Source organism: Curvibacter sp. GW821-FHT09D12, from assembly GCF_059416245.1.
The window spans coordinates 1-15,437 of sequence record NZ_JBWKOU010000040.1 but is presented as its reverse complement, the minus strand read 5'-3'; the positions used below and the strand labels follow the sequence as shown (position 1 = coordinate 15,437).

The window sequence follows — 15,437 nt, the reverse complement described above, 5'->3', positions numbered from 1 at the left end:
GGGGCAGGGATATGAAGAATTCGGTTTTTCAGTTGTGGCAGATGGTTGAAGCGCTGACACCCGTGGACGCAGCCCGGGTCAATCCTTCGGATTCCAAGATGCCGGTCTATGGCGTGGCCATTGACGGCTACATGCCCTGGAACAACCAGCAGCACCAACGCAAAAAAATCGATTCTGGCTGGCGCTGGCTCTACGCTGCCCAGTGTGGCATCTACTCCGTCGATGTGGTGACTTCGGCTCTGGTCAATAGCCTGAAGGCCACTGAGAAGCCTTGGATGGAACGTACGGGCGGAAAGTCGCGCCTGTTCGATCTGTCGTTTGATCATGACGGCCTCCCCATGCCGCAGACCTTTGCCATTTCATTGGCCGCGTGGGCTGGTGGGCAGTTGTTGATCAGTGGTGGAGATCTGAAGGCCTTGCTGGACGGTGGTGCCGACAACTTGAAGGGCTTGCCTGTACCCGAAGCAAGCCTGCCGTCCGTGGACAGCGGCTTCAAGGCATTTGATGCCTTGTCTGGCGCCCTGATGCAGTGGATTGAAGACGAGCTGGCGCGTTTCAAGGAAGAGGGCGTTGCGCCGGGCGTTTCATGGATTGTCAAACTGGTTGAGCTGGTCACCGCGAGGCTTGGTCTGCCGCCCTCGGCCATCCAGTGGGAGGACTTCATCCATGTGAAATCGCTCCGCGTGAAGGAGCGCAAAGCTGATCAAGTCGCGCCCTTAGTTCCGGAAAAGTCTGAGATCTTGACCAGCTTCTTTGTTGAGGATCTGCGTCGGGTGGAGGAGGCATATTCCTCTGGTAGAGCAGGGGCGGGGCTCAAGCAATTCATGTCTGCGGGTGGGGGCAAGCGATCGGAGCGACTGGATGTGCGCAATGAGGAGAATTTGAGCGCTCTTTTCGAGACAGTTCAACCCGAGGCCTTCCCGGTGGGGCGGTGGCCCTCAGACAATGCGCTGGTCTTCAGCCAACAAGTGGCCGTCAACGAGGCGCTCGGACAGTTGTCTGCTGGCGCGGGGCTGTTTTCAGTGAATGGCCCTCCAGGGACTGGGAAAACGACGCTCCTGCGTGATGTCGTTGCGGCTGTGGTTGTCCAGCGCGCAGCCGCTTTGGTAAGGACGGGGCGAACGGAGCACTTTGCAGAGAAGAAGCTTCTCAAGCTGTCTGGTGTCACCATTCCCTACTACCCGCTCCACGATAGCCTCCAGGGATACGGCATTGTTCTGGCTTCCAGCAACAACGGTGCGGTCGAGAATGTTTCTAAAGAACTGCCTGGTGTCGCTGCTGTGCCGGATCGTGTACTGGCGCAATCGACCTACTTCCCGGAGATCGCAACCAAGGTTTTGAAGAAGCCAGCTTGGGGCCTCTTGGCCGCGCCGCTGGGGAACAAGCAAAACCGAAGTGAATTTCTGAGTCGTTTCTGGTGGGGGGAGAACCCACAAGCTCAAGTCGATCCCGAAAATCCGAGCACCTTCAGGGATTTGCTGAGAAGCCTTCTTCAAGGATCTGCTGCTCCTGCGAAGTCGTGGACCGAAGCGGTTCGAGACTTTAAAGATGCCTTCAAGTCGGAGGCCCAGATCAGGGCCAAGATCGAGGGACTGGCCAAACTGCCAGAGCAGATTGAGCACATCTCGATCCGCCTGAAGAGCGACGAGGTGGTGCTCGACCAAGCGATCGCTCGCAAGCGTGAGTGCGAACTGAACGCCAGGGCTGCAAATAGCAAATTGATCCCCGCCATTGGAGACTATGCGCGTTCTCAGCAGTGCCTTGTTCAAACGAATAAGAACAAGCTGGCACATCAGGCCACTAAGCCTAGCCTGTGGGACTGGATTACTACCTTGGGTCGAGCCTCGCGTGAATGGTCTGACCAGATGAAGGCTTTGTCCCTTGAGGATGCTGCAGCGTGTGTGGAGCTGGAGGAAATGCGCGCTCTGACAGAGCAACTTCGCCAGCAGGCCAAGTACATGGACAGCGCTCACAAGGCCGCCGTGTTGCGAGTTCGTGAGTACGATGACGCGTATGAAAGGACCCTTGAGAACTTGGAGTCGCTGGAGGCGCAGCTGGATTCCGCAATGCAGGATTTTGGCGCCAGCTGGCCTGATCCTGAAGCGAGCCAGTCCCAAAGGGAGCTGACCTCGCCGTGGTTGCATCAGGAATGGTTGAATGCACGTGAAGAGGTCTTCCTGGCGGCTTTGGCCTTGCATCGAGCTTTTGCTGAAGCTCATCCAGCTCAGTTGATGGCCAACCTCGGCCTGGTCAGCGACTGGCTGAATGGAAAGCAGTTGCCGCCCGAATTGACTCGACTGGCACTTGATTCGCTTTGCCTCGTAGTCCCGGTGGTGTCGTCCACCTTCGCATCTATACCGAGAATGTTCGCCAACATGGGCCCCCAAGCAATTGGCTGGCTTCTCATTGACGAGGGAGGTCAAGCTACACCCTCCCATGCCGCGTGCGCTATCTGGCGTGCAAGGCGGACAGTGGTTGTCGGCGATCCGCTTCAACTTGAACCTGTCTCAACCATGCCCGTTGTCCTTGAAACCGAGCTTGCCCGCATCCTTGATGTTGGCGACGCCTGGCTTCCAAGCCAAGTTTCCGCACAGTCCTTGGCAGATCAGTCAGCCATCCTCGGAACCTACCTGGTGGACGATGCTGGCGCTGAGACCTGGGTTGGGTGCCCGCTTCGTTTGCATCGTCGGTGCGATCAGCCCATGTTTGCGATCAGCAATGCCATCGCATACGGTGGGATGATGGTTCATGGCAAGTCTGCCCTTGGACGCCTGGATCTTCCCGAAAGCACTTGGTTTGATGTGCGCGGCGAAGGCGGCGAGGGGCACTGGGTACCAGAGGAGGGTGCGAAATTAATTCGCTTGCTGCGCGACGTTACAGCGTCCGTGGACCCTGGGCAGGTGGCCATGATCTCGCCCTTCCGTGATTGCGCCCGTGAACTGCGGAGAATTGCTCAGGACGTTGGGCTCGACCTTGGGAAAGTGGGTACTGTGCACACTGCCCAAGGAAAGGAGGCTGAGGTGGTGATCATGGTCTTGGGGGGGAACCCAAAGTTGCCAGGAGCCAAGGCCTGGGCGGCGAGCAAACCGAACCTGCTGAACGTTGCTGTGTCGAGAGCCAAGTCTCGGCTATATGTCATCGGTGATCGCCAAGCATGGAGTCGCTTGGCTCATTTCTCGACTGCCGCAGAGATGATGCCGTCAGTCACTGACTATGCATCGTTCGCTTAAAGATCCCCGCCGATCTTCTTTGCTGGTGGCAGGATCAGATCCGTGTGCTGGTCCGAAGTGGCGGCTTGGCCCCATCCCTGGGGCGCGTCCATCCTGGGGTGGTCTTGGAAAGCGACTTTTCGCTCCAGTTCGGATAGACGAATCGCTTCCTTGCTCCGTGCGATAAAGCCTTTGACCAACATCGTGAAGCTGTCAGGGTGGCAGTATCGCAATTCCCGCATGGCCAGCACCAACTCTTGAATTGCGGACTCCTCCTCTGAGCCGACAGCCAAAGGGTCTTGCGGTCGCATCATTGGCTTCTCCCCAGTGATCAACCAGTTCATGTTGACTCCATGGGCGTACAGGACCGTGAATGCTGAGGCACTCATCATGTTCATGCCACTTTCGTAGCGACGAAGGGTGTCGGTGCTCAACTCTAATTGGGCCGCAAGTTCATCCTGAGTCAGCTTTGCGCTGCGGCGCCAAGTTCTTAATCTGCTACCCATCTCCACAGCAGTCGTCCCAGTGGGGATTTGTGGCGGGCTGAAAAGGTTGCTTTTTTGCATGGTTATTTACATTTATCCCTCAAAAAACTGTGTTTTTCGTGGGAACTCGATACAATGAGTACAGACTGTTGGAAAGTTGTTAATTTTTTTGAACCATGATCGACGCAGCATTCTTGAATCGTAACTTTCTGTATACCGCACGGGAAGAGGCGAAAAAACCGTCAGGTCAGCTGACGACTGGGTTGTCCGTTGACATGCTCAAGCGCATCGGTGAGATGTCCAATTCGGATATCGAGACGTTGGCCGCGAACATGCCGCTCAGTGCCTTCACACTGCGTCTCAGTGAGACGATGTTCGACCACTTGCTTGAGTCAAGCAAGAAGAAATCCAACACCGGTAGCAGCTATATCGTTTCGGCGCTCAGCAGGTAAGAAATGCTGGCGCAGATCGAGTCTTGGAATATCGCACGGGATTTGGTAGCGTCCAAACTTCGAGTCCCCATCGTTCACCGATTGACCGGCCTTTCGATCCCTCAATTGAGGGTCTTGTGGCACGATACACACGACTCAATTCCACGGTCTGGCAAACTTCCCGATTCTTCCTTTGCCTTCATGACCAACAGGGCAGAGGCCGCGGCTCTCGCTGCATTTGTTGGTCTTCATATCCAGATGTTCGGTGCAGCAAATGACAACCCGAAGCATCTGTTGGTGTCCTGGAATACGCACAAAAGGCTGCTGGGCGAGCTTGATGTCAATGCTGCCTATTACGCATTGCGTGATGTGAAAAGCGGCATGGTGAACTACGTTCGCTGCTTGGGATGTAATGCTCAATTCATCCATGAAGCTGGTTACTACTTAACCAGCGTTTGCCCTTACTGCAGAACCTCCCCCGTCACTTGACCACATCAGGGTACTCATACCGCTATGGGCTTTTTGAAATGGTTGCTGCCTTCAAGGGCAGTCCCGGTCGCCGCTGTGCAGAAGGTCAACCCCAAGCAAATTGACTTCGAGGTACCCCGCTACCCCCCGTTCATGAAGGGACTGCCTGTCATCGGTCCCGAAGCTTTGCTTCAGTCGCAGAAGGAACTGCTGGATCGGCTGGCGCTTGTTGTGAACGTCAACAAGACGCTGTATGCCCAACTCTATCTAGGAATATTGCAGCGCTTCGCCGCATACGTCCACCTGCTCCCCGCCTCACAGTCTCATCACCATCGTGGTGCTGGAGGCCTCCTGAGACATTCCATTGAAGTTGCCCTGGGCACTGTCTATCGGGCGGACAAGCTGCTGATTAATCTTGGGAAGACTCCAGAGCAAAGGCGAACAATTGAGCCTCGTTGGCAGCTGACAGCTTTCGTTGCGGGGCTGTGTCATGACCTTGGCAAGCCAGCATCTGACATGGTGGTTTCCGGGCCTGATCGCGCGAATGTCTGGGATCCGATCGATGAAAGCTTGAGTGAATGGGCGACAGCTAACGACGTTTCGGCCTACTTCATCGACTGGCGGGAGGGACGCGGCAAGCAGCACCTGGCCCTGTCCACTCTCCTTGCGACGAAGATCATCGGGCGAGAGGCCATGTCGTGGATTTCGCAAGGAAGCAAGGAACTGGTCGTCTGGTTGACCGAGACCCTCAACGAAAACCCAAGCGCCCGAAACCCACTTTGCGAGCTGGTGAAGTTGGCGGATCAGTCGAGCGTTGAGCGCGACATGAAGAGTATGGGGGTTGCCATGGCCGGGTACGAGTTGGGTGTGCCTGTTGAGCGCCACCTGACTGACATCATGCGCCGATTGATCAAAGAAGGGACATGGCGTATCAATGAGGCCGGGGCGCGGATTTTCAAAATTGAAGACGCGACCTTTTTGGTGTGGCCAAGCGGCGGCGATGAGATCGCTCGTCAGGTACGTGAGGACGGCGTACCAGGTCTACCAAGGACCACTGATGGCATCCTTGACATGCTTACCGAGCGCGATCTAGCTCGATTACGTGAAAGTGCTGAAGCGCCTGAGGATCGGTTTTGGCGTATCGCGCCTGATGTCCTGTCTGCCAAAATCCCCAAGATCTCGCTCAGCTGCATTCGCTTGCGCGACGATGCGCTGATCTCAACGCTGCCTATCGCATCCATACCGGGCAAGGTTCTCAACGACGGACCCAAAGAAGTTGATGAGGACCACGAGCAAGATGACGGCTCCGACTCTGATTCAGTGCAGGCCCAGCCTGGGGCTACCGGGGGCGTAGAGTCTGCGATCCCAAACCAGACCCAAGCCTCTCAGGAGACGGCTCCACAGGCGCCAGCAAGGAAAATCAAGTCAGCCAATCCCGCAGTGCCAGCACCCGAGGCCACCCAGACAAGCGCAAGCGCTAAGGTGCCGCCCAAGATGGTTGTTGATCCCGCATCGGGCGAAATTCTCGCCATGGAAGTTACCAAGCCTGATGGCAGCGTGCAGAAGGTCGAAATGCGCTCTGGTGAGCCCAAGGGGGCAGGGAAAAAGTCACTTTCCAGCCCCAAGGGTATTCGGCCCAAGGCACACGTTGACCAGGAACGTGCAGACGTTGCTTCCCCTCCAGGTGCTACCGCTGAACTGTCTGAGGGAGCATTACACGTTGAAGCCATGGATGGTGCCGGGCCTCAGGCACCGATCAGGGAAGTATCTGGTGAGCCTGCAAACGGATCGGGGAAGGCCGTGAAGTCCAAGGGGAAGAAGGGGATTGATATTTCCCAGCCCCCGACCATGGAGTTTGATGGTGCGCTGGGCATGCTCTTGTTGGCCATCATTGACGACATCAAAACCGGTGCCAAGCAGTGGAACAAGGATGTGCGCGTGGACCGTGAGGAAATGGTCTACCTACGGTGGCCGCAGTCCTTTGCTGGATACGGACTGACACCAAAGACCATTCTCGATGAAGGTAAGAGCAGGGACTGGTTCTGGATTGATCCCTATATGCCGATGACGCCAGTTGTCGATGCCGAGTTTGAGGGGCAGCAGGTGAAGGCAGTGCGCCTTAATTTGGAGCCCAGTTACACCTTTCTGCACCGATCTGGATACGGTGGAGATCCGCAGCCTAAGACGGTCAAAACGCCAGCCGCACCAGGGGCCATGGAGGCTCGCCAGCAAGAGTCGGTGTCGGCTGTTCCTCAGCAGTCGGTGAGTGAGCCGCCTGAGTCTGAGCCCATTCACGAAGAGCCGCCAGCCTATCTGAACGAAGTGTCTCCGTTTTGTCCGGATATTTCGGAAGCCTCTGCTGCTGAAATTTCAACCTCCACTCCTAACCTGCCGGCGTCAAAGTCAGGAAGGGGCGCAGAGCAGAAGACTCCGGTGCCCAAGGCGCAAGAAGCGGGGGTGGCAGTAATTCCCATGGAGAGAGCGGAGGAGCGTTCGGAGGTCATCCACACCTCAAGCGAGTCACAAAGGCCGCGCATGGATAGCAAGCCAAGGACATCTCCTCAGCAGAGGAGCCCCGCTTCAAAGACAAATGAAAGCCTTGAAGTAGATACGAAGACTGTAGACCTCTCGAAGCTATCTCGGCCAGAGAGGTTCGATCGGTTCATGGCAGTTATCAGCTCTATGGAAGGATCGATCGTTGAGGGTGGATGGATTGCGCTAGACAGGAAGCAATGCCTTAGTTTGTGCAAGTCACAGGGGCTGCAAATCTATCGGCAGGAACTTGAGATTTTTGTCTCTGACAATTCAAACAGACTGAAAATTGATGGGCTCAGCCTGTTCTACAAGAAGCGGTGAGTTGCCTCATGGCTTGAGGTTGAACTGGGCTATGGCGGCTTTCATGCGTCCCCAAGTGCAAATTCCGACCAATCCAACCAGCCGATCCGATTCAAACCTGCCACCGATTCCGATTGGAGCCAGGCCAGCCTTTCCGATTCGACCCAACCACTCCGGTGGTCTGCATCCCACGGATGCACCGCCTGATACGATGTCTGAGAACGGCCAATAGGCGACATTCGCCTTGCCATCAACCGTTTAGTGCAATGAACGACAACGCCTTAGACCCAGACCTGTCGCCGGCTGAAATGGAACGAGTCATCGCCGCTAGACTACTCAACAAACAATCTTTCGTCCCCTGGCCGACGCCGTGGCCGCTGTAGCGGTACCTTCATGGCCGACATCGCTGAGGTTTCTACTTCTGTGCGGTACCGAGACCGGTAAAGGGTCAGATCAGGTGCGTTTCCTATTGATCCACGTCACTTGGCCAGTGACTAACTCTAGAATTGATGCGATGTAACAATTTGCATCGTCGCCGAGAAGCACTGATGCCCCACATTTCAAAGGAGAGCTGCATGCAACTTGACAAACGACTGGGCGCGGGTATGGCCGGTATCGCCGCGCTTTGTGTTCAGTTTGATGCCCTCGCTGGTACGCCAACCGTGATTACCTATGGGACACCGACTGCCGCCGGGAGTGTCCCCACACTGTCCCCATGGGGGGCGTTTGTGCTCGCCCTGCTGATAGGCGTCGTCGGCTACCGCGTTCTGCGCGAAAAGCTCGGAGGGCGCCCTCTTGCCGCCATCTTCCTGGCAGCAGCGTTGGCGGGATCGGCGTTTTTCGGCGGACTGGAGATGGAGAAGGCAATGGCGGTCGTCCCCTCGATCAATTTGAGCAATCCAGCGGGCGGTACGTACAGCAATTCCATTTTTTCCTGTGGCTTTACGACGACAGCAACGGTGACTAACACCAGTGGCGTGCCCCTTCAAATCCAGTCACTCTCTGGGTATGGAAGTCCTTTCACCGGCAGCACTTGTGCACAGGGCTCTGTTCTGAGCAACGGGGGCACTTGTAACCTGACTGCAAAATGCCCATGGCCTTGATAATCTGGCCGTCGGAAACCTCGTCCCGCTGATAGAGCGCTTGCCTGTGGACTGGCTCACCCGCTACGCGGCCGATCTGCATCAAGCCGCGTTGATTGGCACCATGGCCTTGGGGCTGTTGCTTGAAGCGATGGCACCGCTGCGCAGAGGCGAAGGCGCGTCGACGCGGCGATGGTTGACCAATCTTGGACTGTCCTGGGTCAACTATCGGATGATCCTGTGGCTGGGGCCCTGGTTGTACCACTGGGCACAATCGACCCTCAGCGGCTTCCCAGATGGACTCTTGCCCCGTCTGCATGCGAACTTCGGCGTGTCGGTTCTGGTCGTCCTTCTGTCACTTGAGGCGGTCGCGTATATCCAACATCGTGCAAGCCATCGATTTCAATTCCTATGGCGTTTGCATGCGGTGCATCACAGCGATATCGCGCTGGATGTCACGACGGCCGAACGGCACCATCCGATAGAAGTGGTGTTCACGGCCACGCTCAATTTACTGACCATGCTGTTGCTCGCGCCGGACATGGCCGTGGTTGTTGTCTGCAACCTGTTGAGCACAGTGGTCAATATTCTCAGTCACGCCAATTTGACCTGCGGTGAGCGCGTCAACCGGTGGTTTGGCTGGCTGGTGGTCACCCCCGATTTTCATCGCGTGCACCACGCATCTGACAGGGGTAGCACGAACAGCAATTACGGCACTGTTTTTTCGTTGTTTGACCACATTTTCGGAACCGCCAAGTCGTGGACTTCATCTCAACAGCGAGATGAGCAATTGGGTTTGGAATACTTTCGGGCTCCCAGTGATTCGCGCTTGGATCAATTGCTGCTGATGCCAATCCGTTCCGAATTCACGCGATAAAAAGGCAATCGCGCCCAATGGTCCTGCCCTTCAGAACCCAGACAAGCCCGACGTGTTTTTTGTCAGACATCGGCCAGGAGCCGTCAGTGGCGTAGTCCCGAAAGTACCTTATGACCAACCCAAAGCAATCGCAAAGCGCGACAGCGGCCACAGACCCAAGCAAGAGCGTCAACCAGCACTTCAGGAGGGAGGGAAAATTGATGGTCTGGCTCATCATCGGCGTACCTGCCATCCTGACTGTTGGAGCCTTTCTTTTCGGTTACGTGATCAACACTTTCTCAGGTCGATAGGGTGAGGCCGTGATCGACGGGCAACGGCCAGAACCGGTCCTTTGATCTGTTCTCTCAGTTCCGTTCGTGATGTTGAAGTTTCGCTCCTGATGAATCAACGTAAATACCTTTCCGCCGACTTCTCGCGTGGCTACCCGGCAGGAGAGAAAATCATGTATGAATGCTTGAGCTGCGGCGCAACCGTTTCGTCGCTTCCCGACAATGCCGCCTCATGCGCGTGCCGCAACATCATCGTTGACGCGGACGCAGGTCGAGTGGCAGTAAAAGAAGCAGGCAAGATACGCGCCTTCGTGGTCGATTGATTTGGACCTGGAATCGGCCAATCTCAGTCTGTTGCCAGCGTCGGTTTTTCAGAGTTGTCTATGGAACTACGACAGGAATTAACTCCCCCGCTACTCGATGAGCAGCTTGTCACCCGGCTCGCTGAAATTGCGGATGCCATTGACGGCAACCCTAGCGAGGTGCTGCGTATCGAGTTCAACAGGCTCGCGGGCACAGATCTTCCGATGCGCGTCTTTCAGGGCGTTTATGGCAGCGAGAATCACGCCAACTTTGTACGACGCGTGCTGCGAAGTCGGCTCATAAAGCCGGTGCATGACGCATCCCGCGAAGAGCTTGTCGAAGTTGTCCGGCGGGCGATGAAACCAGATCAGTCAGGGCTGCAAGAGGCATACATGGCCGTGCTTGATATCAACGTACCGCGGCCACACGCTTCAGATCTAATGTTCTATCCGCCCGACTACGATGAGGGTAGTGACACCTGGGGCGACGGCAAGCCGATGAGCGACTACAACCCAAGCCCCGAGCAAATCGTGGAATGGGCGCTCAATCCGACCGATTTGCTGCGATGACCTAGTGAAGTCGAAGGACGGCTCAGGGCCCATAGCTGAAAGTTGAATCGGCGAGATCTACACAGTCTTTGCTGCAACTGTACGTTAGTCAAATTGATGCATGTGCAGAAGCACGGGTGACCATGCAAGCACTACCGCCAGAGCATTGACGATGCCAAGCCAATGCTGCTTCCAGGTGATGATGCCATCACCGTTCCAAGCCTTGACAGCAATCAGCAAAAGGGTTGCTGCGCCGACACCGATAGCTGCTAGGTTAGCGAAGTATCCAAAAAACACCGAGATACCCAGGCCAGAGAAACCATTTCCTCCGAATAGAAACAATGCTACGCAAGTGAGGCAGAGCAAGTTTGCAATACTGATGAGCTTGTGGATGGGGTACATAAGACTCTGCGGCCAAATGCATGTTTCTCAGGTCTGCAGGAGACGGGTGAAAGTTTCGAGTCGAGCGGCAGCTCTTGGCCGTTCTCAGACATGGTATCAGTAGGCTAACAAATGTGATGTTGCCCCGAGTTGGCTGGTTTGAGTCGGAAGCCGTGGCCAAGTTTGGATCGGGCCGTGTGGCAGATTTGAATCGGACTCACTGGCGGATTTCATCGGAATACGCACCCAAGGCTATCGATCTGACTCAACAAGCCGTTGGCCCACGTCCGCATGCGACCTCGTGTTTTCGCTGGCCTCTTCCGTCCAGGGATAGCCGCTGCATCCGCATTGATTTCCAGGCTCCTGAGCCCTCTGTAGCTTGTGTGATTGCAAGACAAGGTGCGGGAACCAAGCTGGCGTTCAATTGCACCCGTCAACAGTTGCGCCTTGAAACCACAAAGAACCACCAGTAGGCATCCTTTGAGGTCTGCTATGACACGGGCGACGTTTCCACTTTCAAGAATCTCGCGATCACTCGCCTCTGTGCGTCCACTGCCAAGAGCGAGCGACAGCGGTTTTGGGTAGGCATTGGCAATGCGGTAGTCGTAGCGATTTGACGACGGGAAAAGGTCGGGACGCGCCGCATGTAGATATTCCAATCCCACTGAGAGGTTGTCTCCAGTGACCCCCGCTACGGGGAAGCCCTTTGCGGCTTCGCGAGTCCCTGGTGCGCTGAACATGAAAGCAACTGGAAGTCTGCCTGGCCAAACGCTGGGGTTACTGAGGGGGGATTGAGAATTCGTCATGAGTGTGGCCTTTGTGGGCAGACCTCATGTGTTGCCCTGCTGGCCATGAAGAGGTGGCCCTCACAGCCCATTATCAGGGTAAGGGGGGCTTGCTTGCCCCGCTACTTTGGGGCCAGGCCAGCCTCTTCGAAGAACCTTGATTCCATCCCTTCACTGAGGGAGCTGCTCATGACTAGCCTGGAGCGGGCCCGAGTCATGCCGACGTACATCAGGCGCCTCTCGTCCTCCTCGGTGGAGTCCGTGTGAGGTAGGTTGCCCTCCTCGCAACCCATGATCCACACATTGTCGGCCTCCAGGCCTTTCGATGAGTGGAGTGTGAGCAGCATGACAATCCCCTCCTGGCATGTCTTGTCCTTTTCGTCGCGTGACAGGAGGGATAGGCGTTGCAATAGGGTGCCCTGCAAGCGCTCCGCAAAGGTGCGCTGCATCAGATCAAGCAACTTTCGTTGGGGCTCCTTGCAGTGCGGGGACAAGAAGCCAGTAATCCCGTAAATCACCAGGGGGACTCGATTCTTCTTTGCTTGGTCGCTCCACGACAGAAGACCCTCACGCAGCGAGATGGCCAGCTTGCGACTTCGATCGTTCGGGGCGGTCTCGATGGCCGCGTCGAAGCGCTCAAATAGGTCAAGCCCAGCCGCTCTGGAGTGTTCGTTGATCCAGGAATCGCCAGCGCCACAGAACGAGAGCGTGTTTGCGATTCCCATCCATGTGCCGGTGGCCACGCTGCGCACCAGGCCAGTGAACACCGCACCGATGCCGTTGTCCCAGATGCTCTTGCTGCCTGAGCGCTTGACCTCAATGCCAGAGCTGCGAAGAACGATCTCAGCCTCATCGAGAAGTATGTTGGTCCTGGCCAGCACGAACCATTCGCCGATGGGATTTCTCTCAAGTATGACTTTAGCAAGCAGGCTCAATTCATCGGTTCGATCGGCGCGGCGATGCACAACGACTTCCCCGGGTGTTGTCTTGTTAGCCTTGATGTTCTTTGCTGCTCGATTCGTGTTGTGGTTGATCAGCTTGGCTGCGTGCGACAGGATGTTGGGTGCACAGCGGTAGTTCACCGGCAAAGTCAACTCCATGGAGTTGAGAGCCATGGTGATCTCTTGAAGCCCGTCATACCCCAAGGCTTGGCGAAATGAATAGAGGCTCTGGTCGTCGTCACCGACGAGAGTGACTTGAACTCCGGCGCGTCCATGGGCCAAGATCCATTCCAGCTGCACTTCGTCCATGTCCTGTGCCTCGTCAACCAGCATCCAAGCGATGGGTAGGGGCGCGATGGTGCCGTCGAGCATGCCTCTGGTGCTTCGGAGAAGGAGATCCGAAAAGTCCATCACGTTGTCGGCGGCGAGGGCTTGCTCGTAGGCGTGGAAGACTTTCTCGACGGCCAGATCGTCGAATGAAAGTGGCTTGACAGTGCCCTTGGCCCTGTCTATGAGCTTCACCACATCCTCAAACTTGTGGCGGGGGGCGAAGTCCTTCCAGCAGCGTCGCAAGATCCCGAATCGCTCGCCTTCATTGATGAGGCGTGGGACTTTGGTTTTGATGGAGCGTCTCAACTGGTTGAGTGCCAGCGAGTGAAAGGTTCCAACGCCAATTCGTCGCGCGTTCTCGACGCCGCAGGACTTGGAAATGCGCTGAAGCAGCTCGTTGGAGGCGTCCTTAGTGAACGTGACAGCAATGAGTCGCCCAATGTCGTTACTCGTGATGAGGTGGGCGGCTCGATGGGAGAGAACGCTTGTCTTGCCAGAACCTGGGCATGCAAGGATGGTGCAATGCCCAGGTGCGTAGACGGCCCGTTCTTGGAAGCTGTTGAAGTCCACGCTGCAAGAGGCCTTGTGCTTAGGCCACAGCCAGTTCAGCGGTGGCGGGCTCAGCGACAACTGGCGAGGTGGAGCTGCCGCCAGGTGCGTTGGTTTCGTTGGGTCGCTTGTTTGGATCGAGCGCTGTGCCCTTGCGAGGATCTTGTGCCACTTGCGCACCTGACCGCTGCGACGAGCCTTGTGCACGGAACACCAATGTTCGAGCGCGCCCGCAGGTGCGCAAGATCCGGCTCTTCAGTTCGTAGGCCGAGACGCTGCGTGCCCGATCCGTTGCGAAGCCTGCCATCCACAGCATGTCCATGTAGGTGCACACCTTGTCCAGTTCGAGCAGAGCATTGTGAAAACGCCGCTCACGTGGAGAACTGATCCGGAGCTTGTACTGCTGGATGTTGGTGTATTCGACCTCGCCGTCCTCTTCAAGATTCAGCCCATTGGTCTCGCCGACCGTGAGCAGGCGCTGCTTCTCCTTCCTGATGGCCTCATCGCATTCATCCATGTAGCTATCGACCTGCTTATCGACAACGATGCAGTCGGGCTCATCTTTGAAGCTGCGCATCGTGACGCTCAGCGTGATCATCGCCTCGGTCCACATCTCGCTGGCGCGCTCGTAGGCTTCCTGAGCATGCCGTGTTTTCAGCGTGATGGAGGAGGTGCGAAACGGCATGGATTGGGATTCCAGGCGCTTCAGGCGATCCTTTTCCCGGCGCACATACCAAGGCTCCTGTCGCGGGCCTGTGTTGTTCTGGCGACGCTGTTCATGAGGCCGATTGGCCGCAGCCTCATTGGATTGCGCTGCCGGCGCTGCTGGCGCGGCCGAGGGGGTTGCTTTGGGTGCAGCGTTGGCAGCATCACCAGAGTCTTGAGGTGCTGCAGAGTCGCTGCGAGGTTGACGGCGCCTGTTCTTTTTGGGGACGGTCTGTTCGGGGGCGGTAGAGGCCTCGGGGCTTTCAATCACATCTGCCATGTGCATTACTCCATGTGGACAACGGAGAATTGATGTTAGGGATGGGACATTCAAAAACTCACCCGAAAGACAGCGCTTAAAAGCGTAGTTCGAGGAAACCTCAAATTTCGGTTGCAACTTTTCACCATCGCGTGTTGACGCCCTGCTGATTTCGCGGATACCATTCGCCCATCTCTTGAGTGATGCGTGCGTAACGCCCATCCTCCTGACTGCGGTTCGCTTCCCTCATTGAATGAAGCAGTTGTGCCCCGTGCGCAACCAGTGCAGCTTGCTGTTCTGTGAACGTTTTATCGACACCGTAATGCGTGTCTTCCGTTGCCTAGCAACGATTGGAGCGAAGCTCCCAACCCTCACACTGCGGGGTCACTTGCAGTTGGATTGGGCGCTTGAGTAAGACCTGGACTTCTTCCCGTTGGGATGAAGATGGGCTTTGCGCTGCAATCTTGCCTTCATAGGCATCTACTACGTGAAGAGTTGACCCCAGAAGGGCTTCTCTTCCCGCCCCGCGTGATGCGGGCCGGTTTTTCACACTCAATGAACTCTGACGCCGTGATGGTGTTTGTGCTTCTGCGCGTGTGTAGAACATTGCTTGACCACGGTGGTTAAGCAGTGCAGTTGCTCGTCCTTGTGACGGGTTTTTAAACAGTCCTTGGGGATGCCAAATCCCCAAGGGGGATATGGCGTTTTCGAGGATCTTCCCTGGAGATTCAAATGAATTCGCAAATGTTCCTTGTTTTGGCTGCCTGTGTTGTCTCTGGCTTCAGCCTGAGCCTCCCCGTGATCAAGGTGGGTAAAGCTATCGGCTTTATCCGCGCCTGATCGCCATTTGATTGAGTTGCGGGTTTTCCCGCAATTCAATCTGTCCTGTGGTTATCCCGCAGGCCTAACAGGCTGAAGAAATACTCCCCAGACTCCAATCCCGACCTGCCCCACAGCCGCAGGCTGGCGCGCTTTTTTCA

At 56.2% G+C, this 15,437-nt stretch carries 12 protein-coding genes; 8 read left to right on the top strand and 4 right to left on the bottom strand.

Annotation, left to right across the window (positions count from 1 at the left end; genetic code table 11):
* Positions 1-11 precede the first annotated feature (11 nt).
* The gene (locus AC07PT_RS29545) at positions 12-3,230 is read left to right on the top strand and encodes a DEAD/DEAH box helicase (RefSeq protein WP_494659070.1); all 3,219 of its coding nucleotides are present in this window, start codon (positions 12-14) and stop codon (positions 3,228-3,230) included.
* Here the strand turns inward: AC07PT_RS29545 and AC07PT_RS29540 are convergent.
* Positions 3,227-3,775, bottom strand: coding sequence for a helix-turn-helix domain-containing protein (locus tag AC07PT_RS29540; protein ID WP_494659069.1), 549 nt, complete (start codon positions 3,773-3,775; stop codon positions 3,227-3,229). The genes AC07PT_RS29545 and AC07PT_RS29540 overlap by 4 nt on opposite strands.
* A 95-nt stretch (positions 3,776-3,870) precedes the next feature.
* Here AC07PT_RS29540 and AC07PT_RS29535 point away from each other — a divergent pair, with 95 nt between their 5' ends.
* The 7 genes from AC07PT_RS29535 (at position 3,871) to AC07PT_RS29505 (ending at position 10,528) form a co-directional block, all read left to right on the top strand.
* Entirely contained in the window at positions 3,871-4,146 is a 276-nt protein-coding gene (locus AC07PT_RS29535) for a hypothetical protein (RefSeq protein WP_494659068.1), read from the top strand.
* 3 nt (positions 4,147-4,149) lie between these two features.
* Positions 4,150-4,614, top strand: a complete 465-nt coding sequence (locus AC07PT_RS29530; protein WP_494659067.1) for a hypothetical protein — start codon at positions 4,150-4,152, stop codon at positions 4,612-4,614.
* Between the two features lie 24 nt (positions 4,615-4,638).
* Positions 4,639-7,449 (top strand): MobH family relaxase, encoded by a 2,811-nt coding sequence (gene mobH / locus AC07PT_RS29525; RefSeq protein ID WP_494659066.1) that lies wholly within the window; start codon positions 4,639-4,641, stop codon positions 7,447-7,449.
* 554 nt (positions 7,450-8,003) lie between these two features.
* Positions 8,004-8,531, top strand: coding sequence for a midcut-by-XrtH protein (locus AC07PT_RS29520; RefSeq protein ID WP_494659065.1), 528 nt, complete (start codon positions 8,004-8,006; stop codon positions 8,529-8,531).
* 46 nt (positions 8,532-8,577) lie between these two features.
* Positions 8,578-9,387 carry a sterol desaturase family protein gene (locus AC07PT_RS29515; protein ID WP_494659064.1) on the top strand — a complete coding sequence of 270 codons (810 nt, stop codon included), beginning with the start codon at positions 8,578-8,580 and terminating at the stop codon, positions 9,385-9,387.
* A 379-nt stretch (positions 9,388-9,766) separates the two neighbouring features.
* Positions 9,767-9,979 carry a hypothetical protein gene (locus AC07PT_RS29510; RefSeq protein ID WP_494659063.1) on the top strand — a complete coding sequence of 71 codons (213 nt, stop codon included), beginning with the start codon at positions 9,767-9,769 and terminating at the stop codon, positions 9,977-9,979.
* Between the two features lie 60 nt (positions 9,980-10,039).
* Complete coding sequence (locus tag AC07PT_RS29505) at positions 10,040-10,528, top strand: hypothetical protein (RefSeq protein ID WP_494659062.1); 489 nt, start codon at positions 10,040-10,042, stop codon at positions 10,526-10,528.
* Between the two features lie 84 nt (positions 10,529-10,612).
* Here the strand turns inward: AC07PT_RS29505 and AC07PT_RS29500 are convergent, their stop codons facing one another.
* The 3 genes from AC07PT_RS29500 to AC07PT_RS29490 all read right to left on the bottom strand — a co-directional run bounded on the left by AC07PT_RS29500 (position 10,613) and on the right by AC07PT_RS29490 (position 14,478).
* Positions 10,613-10,909 (bottom strand): hypothetical protein, encoded by a 297-nt coding sequence (locus AC07PT_RS29500; RefSeq protein WP_494659061.1) that lies wholly within the window; start codon positions 10,907-10,909, stop codon positions 10,613-10,615.
* Positions 10,910-11,795: 886 nt separating this feature from the next.
* On the bottom strand, positions 11,796-13,514 hold the full coding sequence (locus AC07PT_RS29495) for an ATP-dependent helicase (RefSeq protein ID WP_494659060.1): 1,719 nt from the start codon (positions 13,512-13,514) through the stop codon (positions 11,796-11,798).
* A 19-nt stretch (positions 13,515-13,533) separates the two neighbouring features.
* Positions 13,534-14,478 carry a hypothetical protein gene (locus AC07PT_RS29490; protein ID WP_494659059.1) on the bottom strand — a complete coding sequence of 315 codons (945 nt, stop codon included), beginning with the start codon at positions 14,476-14,478 and terminating at the stop codon, positions 13,534-13,536.
* Positions 14,479-15,437: the final 959 nt, after the last annotated feature.

Excerpts from the sequence above, each read along its gene's own strand:
- AC07PT_RS29545 (WP_494659070.1), top strand. The coding sequence starts at position 12 with ATGAAGAATTCGGTTTTTCAGTTGTGGCAGATGGTTGAAGCGCTGACA.
- AC07PT_RS29540 (WP_494659069.1), bottom strand. The coding sequence starts at position 3,775 with ATGCAAAAAAGCAACCTTTTCAGCCCGCCACAAATCCCCACTGGGACG.
- AC07PT_RS29535 (WP_494659068.1), top strand. The coding sequence starts at position 3,871 with ATGATCGACGCAGCATTCTTGAATCGTAACTTTCTGTATACCGCACGG.
- AC07PT_RS29530 (WP_494659067.1), top strand. The coding sequence starts at position 4,150 with ATGCTGGCGCAGATCGAGTCTTGGAATATCGCACGGGATTTGGTAGCG.
- mobH (WP_494659066.1), top strand. The coding sequence starts at position 4,639 with ATGGGCTTTTTGAAATGGTTGCTGCCTTCAAGGGCAGTCCCGGTCGCC.
- AC07PT_RS29520 (WP_494659065.1), top strand. The coding sequence starts at position 8,004 with ATGCAACTTGACAAACGACTGGGCGCGGGTATGGCCGGTATCGCCGCG.
- AC07PT_RS29510 (WP_494659063.1), top strand. The coding sequence starts at position 9,767 with ATGAATCAACGTAAATACCTTTCCGCCGACTTCTCGCGTGGCTACCCG.
- AC07PT_RS29505 (WP_494659062.1), top strand. The coding sequence starts at position 10,040 with ATGGAACTACGACAGGAATTAACTCCCCCGCTACTCGATGAGCAGCTT.
- AC07PT_RS29500 (WP_494659061.1), bottom strand. The coding sequence starts at position 10,909 with ATGTACCCCATCCACAAGCTCATCAGTATTGCAAACTTGCTCTGCCTC.
- AC07PT_RS29490 (WP_494659059.1), bottom strand. The coding sequence starts at position 14,478 with ATGGCAGATGTGATTGAAAGCCCCGAGGCCTCTACCGCCCCCGAACAG.